At 43.8% G+C, this 10443-nt stretch carries 8 protein-coding genes and 1 tRNA gene; 7 read left to right on the forward strand and 2 right to left on the reverse strand.

Going from position 1 to position 10443, the window contains the following annotated elements; genetic code table 11:
* Nucleotides 1–109: 109 nt before the first annotated feature.
* From E3K36_05585 to E3K36_05610, 6 genes are all read left to right on the forward strand, one after another.
* Nucleotides 110–736, forward strand: coding sequence for a cyclase family protein (locus E3K36_05585; GenBank protein ID MCF6154717.1), 627 nt, complete (start codon nucleotides 110–112; stop codon nucleotides 734–736).
* Between the two features lie 45 nt (nucleotides 737–781).
* Entirely contained in the window at nucleotides 782–1330 is a 549-nt protein-coding gene (locus E3K36_05590; GenBank protein ID MCF6154718.1) for a pyruvate ferredoxin oxidoreductase subunit gamma, read from the forward strand.
* Nucleotides 1327–1587, forward strand: a complete 261-nt coding sequence (locus tag E3K36_05595) for a 4Fe-4S dicluster domain-containing protein (GenBank protein MCF6154719.1) — start codon at nucleotides 1327–1329, stop codon at nucleotides 1585–1587. Before E3K36_05590 ends, E3K36_05595 begins: the two co-directional genes overlap by 4 nt.
* Nucleotides 1587–2762, forward strand: coding sequence for a pyruvate ferredoxin oxidoreductase (gene porA, locus E3K36_05600; GenBank protein MCF6154720.1), 1176 nt, complete (start codon nucleotides 1587–1589; stop codon nucleotides 2760–2762). The genes E3K36_05595 and porA overlap by 1 nt, the downstream gene beginning before the upstream one ends.
* 4 nt (nucleotides 2763–2766) lie before the next feature.
* A complete protein-coding gene (locus E3K36_05605) occupies nucleotides 2767–3681 on the forward strand; it encodes a pyruvate ferredoxin oxidoreductase (GenBank protein MCF6154721.1) in 915 nt (304 codons plus the stop codon).
* 258 nt (nucleotides 3682–3939) lie between these two features.
* Nucleotides 3940–4016, forward strand: a tRNA-Arg gene (locus E3K36_05610).
* Between the two features lie 611 nt (nucleotides 4017–4627).
* Here the strand turns inward: E3K36_05610 and E3K36_05615 are convergent.
* Both E3K36_05615 and E3K36_05620 read right to left on the reverse strand, forming a co-directional pair.
* A complete protein-coding gene (locus tag E3K36_05615; GenBank protein MCF6154722.1) occupies nucleotides 4628–5275 on the reverse strand; it encodes an endonuclease III in 648 nt (215 codons plus the stop codon).
* Between the two features lie 128 nt (nucleotides 5276–5403).
* Nucleotides 5404–6090 carry an MIP family channel protein gene (locus tag E3K36_05620; protein ID MCF6154723.1) on the reverse strand — a complete coding sequence of 229 codons (687 nt, stop codon included), beginning with the start codon at nucleotides 6088–6090 and terminating at the stop codon, nucleotides 5404–5406.
* A 572-nt stretch (nucleotides 6091–6662) separates the two neighbouring features.
* Here E3K36_05620 and nifJ point away from each other — a divergent pair.
* Nucleotides 6663–10253: a pyruvate:ferredoxin (flavodoxin) oxidoreductase gene (gene nifJ, locus E3K36_05625; GenBank protein MCF6154724.1), complete on the forward strand. Its 3591-nt coding sequence runs from the start codon at nucleotides 6663–6665 to the stop codon at nucleotides 10251–10253.
* Nucleotides 10254–10443: the final 190 nt, after the last annotated feature.

Consider the following 10443-nt stretch of genomic DNA (forward strand, 5'->3'; position numbering starts at 1 on the left):
AATCACTCCCCTATTATTCCCCATTGCTAAGACACTTCTGAAAATATCAAAACGCCTCACTCTGGAAGATATAATATCGTTTCTTTCATGACCAGAGGGGATTTCTGAAATGAATTTTTATGACGTCACACTTACCATATCGGACACCCTTGTCACATGGCCTGCAGACCCCGCCGTATCCATTCGAAAAACAGGTATGATTTCTCAAGGCAACTCATGCAATGTATCTGAACTAACATTCGGTTCGCATTGCGGCACGCACATTGACGCTCCCTATCATTTCGAAGAAGATGGCATTAAGGTCGATCAAATACCATTAGATCTTCTCATGGGAAACGCAACGGTATTTGAGATAAAAAATAAAGAAAAGATTGATTTATCGGATCTAAAATCATTAAAATTAATTAATTGCAAAAAAGTCATTTTTAAGACCATTAACTCCACCTATTGGAAGTCTTTCGGGTTTAAAAAAGATTTTGTTTATATCACCAGAGAAGCTGCCCGGTACCTGGTAGATTGTGATGTAAAACTTGTGGGGATAGATTATCTTTCAATCGAAAGATTCGGAAACAAAGCCGCCGAGACACACCATACTTTTTTAAAAAATGGTGTAATTATCATCGAAGGGCTTGATCTGAGCAATGTAAATGCCGGGAACTATGAACTGATTGCACTACCACTAAAAATAAAAGACGGTGATGGAAGCCCGGCTCGGGTAATTTTAAAAAGTGTATGATAAACAAAAGTTAAATAGTATACGCAGATGGGAGGTGTATATCCATTGATCGAAATAAGGATTCATGGACGCGGAGGGCAAGGTTCTGTTACCGCGGCAGAATTATTGGGTTTTGCAGCCCATAGTGACGGGAAATATGCACAGGCATTTCCGTCATTTGGATCAGAAAGAATGGGAGCGCCGGTTCAGGCCTTTGTGAGAATCAGTGACAAGCCAATCCGTATCCGGAGCCAGGTGTATAAACCGAATTATGTGATCGTGCAAGACCCCACTTTATTAGAAGTAATTAATGTATTGGATGGATTACAAGAAGATGGATTACTGCTTATAAATTCAAAGAAAAAGGCTACTGATCTCGGTATTAACACAAAGGTAAAGGTAAAAACGATTCCGGCTATGGAAATTGCCTTAGAGGTGATTGGACGACCAATAATGAATACGACCCTTTTGGGGGCATTTGCCGCTGCTACAGGGGAAATCAGCCTGGAAGGTATCCGGAAGGCGATTCACCATAAATTTCCAGGTTCGGTCGGGGAAAAAAATATTGCAGCCGTCATGAAGGCTTTTGATTTTATTAAAAAGGAGTCATTATGAGATTAGATTTAGGCGCCATTGCAAAGGCAGGTACCAGTAAGGCTAACCAAACCGGTGGCTGGAGAAATTTTAAGCCGGTCTTCCATCAGGAAAAGTGCGTTGGTTGCGGCCTTTGCAAAATCTATTGTCCCGAGGGTTGTGTTACCATGGTAGAAAAAAAGAAATACTCGGTAGATTATACGTATTGTAAAGGTTGTGGAATATGTGCTGAAGAATGTTCTTCAAGCGATATCGAAATGGTAGTGGAGGAAAAGTAATGAGTACTACATTTATTGAAGGCTCAATTGCAGTAGCGAAAACTGTGGGTGTCTGCAGGCCCCATGTGATTTCAGCTTATCCTATTACACCGCAAACCCATATTGTGGAGCATCTTTCGGAATTGGTGGCTAACGGAGAACTCAAAACAGAATATGTCAATGTGGAAAGCGAACATTCCGCGGCATCCGTAGCCCTGGGTGCAAGTGCAACAGGGGCCAGGACGTATACCGCCACGACCTCACAGGGATTTTTACTCATGATCGAGGTACTCTACAATATTGCCGGCATGCGGCTTCCTGTCGTCATGACGTGTGTCAACCGGGCCGTGTCTGCCCCTATTAACATCTGGAATGACCAGCAGGATTCTTTAACAGCTCGTGACAGCGGTTGGATACAGCTTTACGCAGAAGATAACCAGGAAGCAAGCGATATGCATTTACAGGCATTTAAGATCGCCGAAAATAAGGATGTCATGCTTCCCATTATGGTTTGTATGGATGGATTTGTCCTCACTCATTCATTTGAACCCATTGAACTTATCTCGCAGGAAGAGGCCGATAAATTCCTGCCGCCATTCAAACCCCAATATTATCTTACACCGAAAAATCCGCTTACCTTTGGAACAATGGTGGGTCCGGACGGGTACATGGAGACACGCTACTTTATTGAAAAGACGATGCGCACCTCGTTACAGGTTATCGGTGATGTTGCGGCCGATTTCCATAACCAGTTCGGCCGTTTTCAGGGTGGACTTATTGATACGTATAAAGTTGAAGACGCCTCTCTGGTACTCGTGGCTATGGGCTCTGTTATCGGGACACTGAAGGACGTTGTCGATGAGTTACGGGCAAAGGGGCAGACAATTGGTGTTCTTAAAGTCCGTTCATTTCGGCCTTTTCCGAAGGATGAAATTTACAATGCATTAAATCATGTAAAAGAGATTGCCGTGCTGGAAAAAGCAGTCTCCCTTGGTTATGGTGGCATATTAGTAAACGAAATCAAGAGCGTATTCTACGGCAAACCCAAGACACCCAAGATTAACGGGTTTATTCTGGGGCTTGGTGGCCGGGATATCACCGCCGACACAGTACATCACATCATTAAAGATACTGTGAAGGGTACATTCGAAGAGAAATTTGTTGGACTCAACGAGGCATTAATTGGGGGTAAATAATTTTATGACTACAACACTTACAGCATCAAAGGAACAATCGTGTCAAACACTCTTAGCTTCCGGGCACACCGCCTGTACTGGATGTGGTGAAGCACTTGCCGCAAAGCTCGTACTGGGTGCGGCTGGTTCCAATGTAATTGTAACAGATGCCACGGGGTGTCTGGAGGTCTTTACCACACGGTTTCCTCAATCTTCATGGGAAGTTCCTTTCATCCACTCACTATTTGAAAATTCGGCTGCCGTGGCATCCGGTATCGAGGCTGCCCTGAAGGCATTGGGAAGACAGAACGAGGCAAAAGTCATTGCACAGGGTGGTGACGGCGGAACGGCCGATATTGGCCTCCAGGCACTCAGCGGTATGCTGGAAAGGGGGCACGATATTCTTTACGTTTGTTACGATAATGAGGCGTACATGAATACCGGCGTGCAGCGTAGCGGTTTGACACCCTTCGATTGCATGACGACGACCAGCCCTTATGGAGAGTTTTCGTGGGGGAATAAACACAACAAAAAAGATATGCCCGGCATTGCTGCTGCACATAACATTCCTTATGTCGCAACGGCCTCTGTGGCATTCCCGAAAGATATTGAAAACAAGGTAAAAAAGGCACTCTCTGTAACGGGCCCAAAATATCTGCAAATCCATTCCCCGTGTCCACTGGGTTGGAGATCGAATCCCCAGATGACCATCAAGGTCGCCAAATTAGCCGTACTGACAGGCCTTTACCCCATCTTTGAGATTGAGAATGGCAAAGTAACAAAGGTAAGAAAGGTTACTACCCCAAAAACTCTGGTGGAAGAATACCTGAAGATCCAGGGCCGTTTTGCCCATCTCTTCAAGTCACCGAATGGGAAGGAAGAGATACAGAAGATCCAGGAAATTGCGGACAGGAATATTGAGAAATACGGATTAGCTTAAGTGGACAATTCGCCGCAGTTATCATACTGCTCCTGCGGCACCCGGAAAACCATAAAAATATTTTGGATGTTTCGGTGCGTCCCCACACCAAAACAAAATAACATGGAAGCGTATGTACGTTTTGGTGTGGGGACACACCTTTTTGCCCTTTACTCCAGATGACAAATTACTTAAAAAATCAGGAATACCTTTAGTAAAGTTTAACCTTGATTTCAAATTTGCTATTGTTGTAGAATTCTAACTAAAGCTCACGATACAGCCCCCATAGCTCAATTGAATAGAGCGTTGGCCTCCGGAGCCAAAGGCTGCAGGTTTGAATCCTGCTGGGGGCGCCAAGCCACACCGATTATCGATGCCTTGTTACTCTCACCTTTTTGCAGTAGATATTAACCAAGCAGATATTGCATTTCGGGGAGATGGGACGCAGATATTTTGACCGGAAGTGAATGTAGATTGGGTTAAGCCTGTCCTAAGTGCGTGAAGGGCGAAGTGAACCCAACAAAAGAGAAACAGTATTATAAATAGAAAACAACGCGAAAGTGCAGCAAAATATCTTTACGACATAAGCAAAGGAATAGCCTTGCTTTCAGTAATCGGAAATTTGTTAAAGGAAAATGGGATATCCCGGTAATAATCATAGGAATGTTAACAACCATATCACTTTTTATTTGGGCATAAATTTTAGAGGAAGAAATCGCTAATGAGTAACCTCGCCATACTCCTGCTGATCGTCTTTATTATTTCACTAAATTGCAAAATATTTTGTGATCACAATTCATAAAAACCAGCGCTTTTTATTTATATTCGTTAGTAAGTGTTAACAAAATTGTAGGTCGTAACTCACCCATATTAAAATACATATATCACAAAACACACACAAATCAAAGAACTCCAAAAAACTCGAAATCAGGTTTGAGTCCTGCTGGGGGCGCCAAAACCACATCGATTATCGATGTCTTGTTACTCCCACCTTTTTGCAATAGATATTGATCGGGCAGATACTACATTTTGGCGAGATAGGGACGCAGATATTTTGACCGAAGGTAACGAGGAGGTCATTGATGGTAAGCCAGTATTTTCTGGGGAGTTTTTCACGGAGGGCAAATTCGGTTTCGTGTGGATTCTTCGTTTTAATATATCCCCATCGATTGGTAATCCGATGAACGTGGGTATCAACACAGATGCCGGGCTTTTGATACCCCAGAGTTACCACTAAATTTGCCGTCTTACGGCCAATACCATTGAGTTTCAATAATTCATCGATTTCGTCCGGCACCTTTCCATCATATCTTTCAATTAATACCTTACAAATCTCCTTGATCTTCTTTGCCTTTATCCGGTAGAACCCCACAGGATAGATGAGTTTTTCTAACTTCTTGGTAGGAATCTTTATCATATCTCCCGGGTTGTCGGCCGCGGCAAAGAGCCGCATCGAAGCCTCACGGGTGGTCTGATCCTTTGTCCTTAGGCTTAAGAGACAGGAAATGAGGACATGGAACGGCGTCAGTTCCCTGGAAATCGTTGTAACGACGGGTTCAATAAACCGCCTGTTTTCTTGCTCAATAATCTTTAGTATAGCATCAATATCAAACAAGAGTTTTTTCTCTCAATGAAAACGGCAACGTATAAATCAGATTTATACGTTGCCGCTCTTTTGTTTCAAACCAGTTTCTAAATTTATTTATTGTTACCAATAAGCCTAATTTTATCTGGTCGTAATTATTATTTTCTGGTCTCAGCAAAGAGTTGATCGTAAACAAACCCCGCGACAATTCCTCCCAGGATTGGGCCAATCCACCAGACATAGTGATGGGTAAACTGCCCTGACGCGATGGCTGGACCGAACACGCGGGCTGGGTTCATTGCACCGCCACTGATCGTACCACCAATCATTGCTCCAAAGAGTACCACGAGTCCAACTGCCACCCCGGCAAATCCCGCGGATGCCCTTCTGTCTACGAGTGTCCCGTAAATGGTAAAAACCAAAAGAAAGGTAATAATAAATTCCATCAATATCCCACGCCCAATAGAAACCCCGGGCGACAACATACATGTTCCTAAATATACGGTCTTGAGCGCATCGGGAAACAGGGTTCTTAACGCGAGTCCTGCCAATGTTGCACCGGCAATCTGAGAGACAATGTACATAATTGCCGTATTGGGATCCATCCGTCTGCTGATCCAAAATGATATAGTCACCGCCGGATTGACATGGGAACCGGACACATAACTCGTGGCATAAATAACGGCGATTACCACTACGCCAAATGCGATAGAAATACCTAATAGACCCAGTCCTTGCCCGCCTGCTTGCCTCAAATAAAAATCGGCGCATACAGAGCCAGCCGCTATAAACACAAGCGCAAATGTTCCAACTAACTCGGCCATATACTTTTTGTACGCTTTCATTTCGCTTTCTCCCGTATATTTTTAACTAAATTTGCTTTTGCACTTAGCAAGAACATTTATAGATTATATATAACCTACTAAATTAAATGCAAATACTCCAAATTATTATTTTATTATCCTCTAAATTTCCCTTTTATCTTTTAAGTAACCTCCTTTCGGATTTATAAATAGTATCTAACTATGTTAAAGACATAAATTTGTAACAAACTAACACAATCAATTAACCCTGTCAAGCAAAAAGATATATAAGACTTTATCAAAATATGCAGGTCGAATAAATTGAGACACAGATTTTATAAATACAATACCGATAAATGCTTTCTAAAATTATCAAACATCTTAATAACATAGAAAAAAATATTGGGTCAATACATTTACTCTTTACTCGACAAAATGTGAAAAATATTGTATGCTGGTTGTTATAAAAATACTAAATACCACTTAACTACAAAGACATAAAGGGCAAGACGAATGGAATTTTAAATAAAAAAACTCTGTTAACTTTGTGGTTTAAAGTGTTACGTTGCTACGTTTTTTGGATAAATACGTTAAATCAGCAAGGAGAATATTATATGAGCCGTAAGATGGTAACAGTTGATGGCTGCACGGCGTGTGCACATGTAGTGCATGCCACCAATGAAATTATTACAATTTATCCGATAACCCCTTCATCGCCCATCGCAGAGATCTGTGATGCAAAATCTGCAGCAGGACAGGTGAATATTTGGGGATCGGTACCGAAGGTAAGCCAGATGCAGTCAGAGGCAGGGGTTGCAGGGGCAGTGCACGGGTCATTGACAACGGGCGCACTGGCAACCACTATTTCGTGCTCTCAGGGGCTCTTATTGCTTCTTCCGAACATGTACAAGATTGCCGGAGAACTTGCCCCAACGGTGTTTCACATAACCGCCCGTTCCCTGGCATGTCAGGGATTGTCTATTTTTGGTGACCATTCTGATGTTATGGCTGCACGGTCTACCGGTTTTGCCATGTTATGCTCAAGAAATGTGCAGGAGGCAATGGATTTTGCCTTAATTGCCCAGGCTGCAACACTTGAGTCCAGGATACCCTTCATGCACTTCTTCGATGGGTTCAGGACATCCCACGAGGTACAGAAGATTGAGGAGGTCTCTTTTGACGATATGCGGGCAATTATAGATAATGACCTGGTCATAGCCCATCGCATGCGGGGGCTTACCCCAGATCGGCCGCATATACGCGGTACGGCACAAAACCCCGACGTATATTTCCAGGGAAGAGAAACAGTAAATAAATACTATAATGCAACACCAAATATCGTTCAGAAGGTAATGGATAAATTTGCCCAAAAAATCGGACGACAATATAAGCTCTTTGAATACTCTGGCGATCCGAACGCCGAGTGTATCATTGTGACGATGGGCTCATCAGGGGAGACGGTATTCAATACGATTCATGCCCTGAATACAAAAGGGGCAAGACTGGGGCTTGTTCAGGTAAGACTCTTTAGACCCTTTGATATCGATGCCTTTGTTAATAGTTTACCAAAGAGTGTCAAATCGATTGCCGTCCTTGACCGCACCAAGGAACCTGGTGCGATAGGTGAGCCGTTATACCTCGATGTCAGGACTGCCATAGGCGAAGCAACAGAAAGGGGGACGGCCAAGTTTACGGATTACCCAATAATTGTTGGGGGCCGTTACGGTCTTGGTTCGAAAGATTTTACCCCGGCTATGGTAAAAGCTGTCTTTGATAATATCTCACGGAACAAGCCAAAGAACCATTTTACCATCGGCATTCATGATGATGTCACCGGTACCAGTCTTGAATATGATGAGTCCTTTAATATAGAAGGAAGTGGAGATTTTCGTGCCCTCTTTTACGGCTTGGGCGCTGACGGTACCGTTGGTGCCAATAAGAATACCATTAAGATTATAGGGTCGGAAACAGACAATTACGCACAGGGTTACTTTGTTTATGATTCTAAGAAGTCAGGTTCCACTACGGTATCCCACGTGCGATTTGGAAAAGAGAAGATATTCAAACCGTATCTCGTTTCAAAGGGGAATTTCATTGCCTGCCATAACCCCGCTTTCCTTGAGAAGATTGACATGTTGTCCCACGCTGAGGAAGGAGCAACATTTCTGCTCACCACCTCACATAATAAGGACGAGATCTGGGATACTTTACCGGTTGAGGTACAGGAGCATCTTATCTCCAAAAAGATGAAGTTTTATATTATTGACGCTATTTCTCTCGCTGATGAGCTTGGACTCGGTTCAAGGATCAATATGATCATGCAGACTGCCTTCTTTGTTATTTCTGGTATTATTCCCAAAGAAGACGCTATCAAAGCGATCAAGACCGAGATTAAAAAGACTTATATAAAAAAGGGTGAGGAAGTTGTCAATATGAACTATGCTGCAGTGGATAAGGCACTGCAAAATATTGTTGAGGTGAAGATACCAGGCAGGGTTACGAGCAAGATCAGGATGCGGCCGCCTGTACCTGAAGATGCACCTGAATTTGTCAGGAAGGTAACGGCGAAAATGATTACCGACAAAGGGGATTCCCTGCCCGTTTCGGCTATACCTGCCGATGGGACCTGGCCAACGGGAACCACCCAGTATGAGAAACGAAACATAGGGGTATACATCCCGATATGGGAGCCTGATATCTGCATACAATGCGGTCAATGCTCATTTGTCTGTCCTCACTCAACCATCAGGATAAAGGCATATGACCCATCATTGTTAAAGGACGCTCCTCCTGCATTTAAATCCATTGATGCCATGGGTAAAGAACTCAACGGGCTTAAATTTACCGTTCAGGTAGCGCCTGAAGACTGTACTGGCTGCGGTTCCTGCGTGTACAACTGCCCCGGGCAGAAAAAGGATGCCGAAGGGAAGAAGATTCCGGACTTTAAGGCAATCAACATGAGACTCCAGGAACCACTGCGGCATCAGGAGGCAGCGAATTATAAGTTCTTCCTCAGTCTGCCCGAAACCGATCCTGCAAAATTTAACGTAAAATCGGTAAAAGGAAGCCAGTTCGTGAAACCTCTCTTTGAGTATTGCAGTGCGTGCCCTGGCTGTGGAGAAACCCCTTATATAAAATTGCTTACTCAGTTGTTTGGCGATCGTTTGCTTATTGCAAACGCTACGGGCTGTTCTTCTATTTACGGTGGCAATCTGCCAACAACCCCATACACAAAGGGGGCCGATGGCAGAGGACCGGCATGGTCGAATTCATTGTTTGAAGATACTGCCGAATTTGGTCTTGGCATGAGACAGACGGTGGACAAGTTTTATGCACAAGCAATTGAATTGACGGATAGGTTTTCAAAGAACCCTTCCTATTCAGATGCAAAAGAACTCTTTGACTCACTGAAAAATGCCGATCAATCCACACAGGGGGGCATTAATGCACAGAGGGCTCGTGTTGAAGAGTTGAAAAAGAGATTGTCGCAAGATACTTCCCCTGAGGCAAGGAGCCTCCTTTCCCTTGCCGATTACCTGGTCAAGAAATCAGTATGGGCGATTGGTGGTGACGGGTGGGGCTATGATATCGGTTATGGCGGGGTAGACCATGTGCTGGCATCAGGTGAGAATATGAAACTCCTTATTATGGATACCGAGGTCTATTCGAATACCGGTGGTCAGATGTCAAAGGCGACCCCTCTTGGAGCGATTGCACAGTTTGCGGCGGGAGGAAAGAGGACTCCCAAAAAGAATATTGGTATGATGATGGCTACCTACGGCAATGTGTATATTGCCCAGGTGGCCTTTGGGGCAAATCTCGTACAGACAATGAAGGCAATTTCTGAGGCCGATGCATACAATGGCCCTGCATTGATAGTCGCTTATTCAGTATGCATTGCGCATGGCATCGATATGAGCAGGGGAATCGAACAACAGAAAAAGGCAGTGGCTTGCGGTTACTGGCCTCTTTATCGCTATAACCCCGAACTCGAAGCCCAGGGGAAGAGCCCACTGGTCATCGACAGTAAGGAACCGACCATCTCCTTTGAGGAATATGCATACAATGAAAACCGGTACAGGGCATTGAGGGCAAGCAAACCAGAAGTTGCGGCGGCACTGGCAAAACAAGCCGAAGCTGAAATAAAGAGGAGATGGAAAATACTCAAGCATCAGGCGATGTGGTCGCCTGTTGAGAATCAGTAATACCAGGAAGAAGCATGAGCGTAATAATCGTAATAATAATGATCGGGTGGCACGGACAAACGTACAGACTGTGCCAAATGAAACTGTTCTTTGACAAAAAAGTTTGAAAAAGAAACCCTAGCAGGCACTATTTTTCAAAAGCGAGTTGTTTCAAGCTGAAATAATATGATAAGTGACTATCGATATCACA

Source organism: Candidatus Brocadia sp., assembly GCA_021646415.1.
Taxonomy (GTDB): domain Bacteria; phylum Planctomycetota; class Brocadiia; order Brocadiales; family Brocadiaceae; genus Brocadia.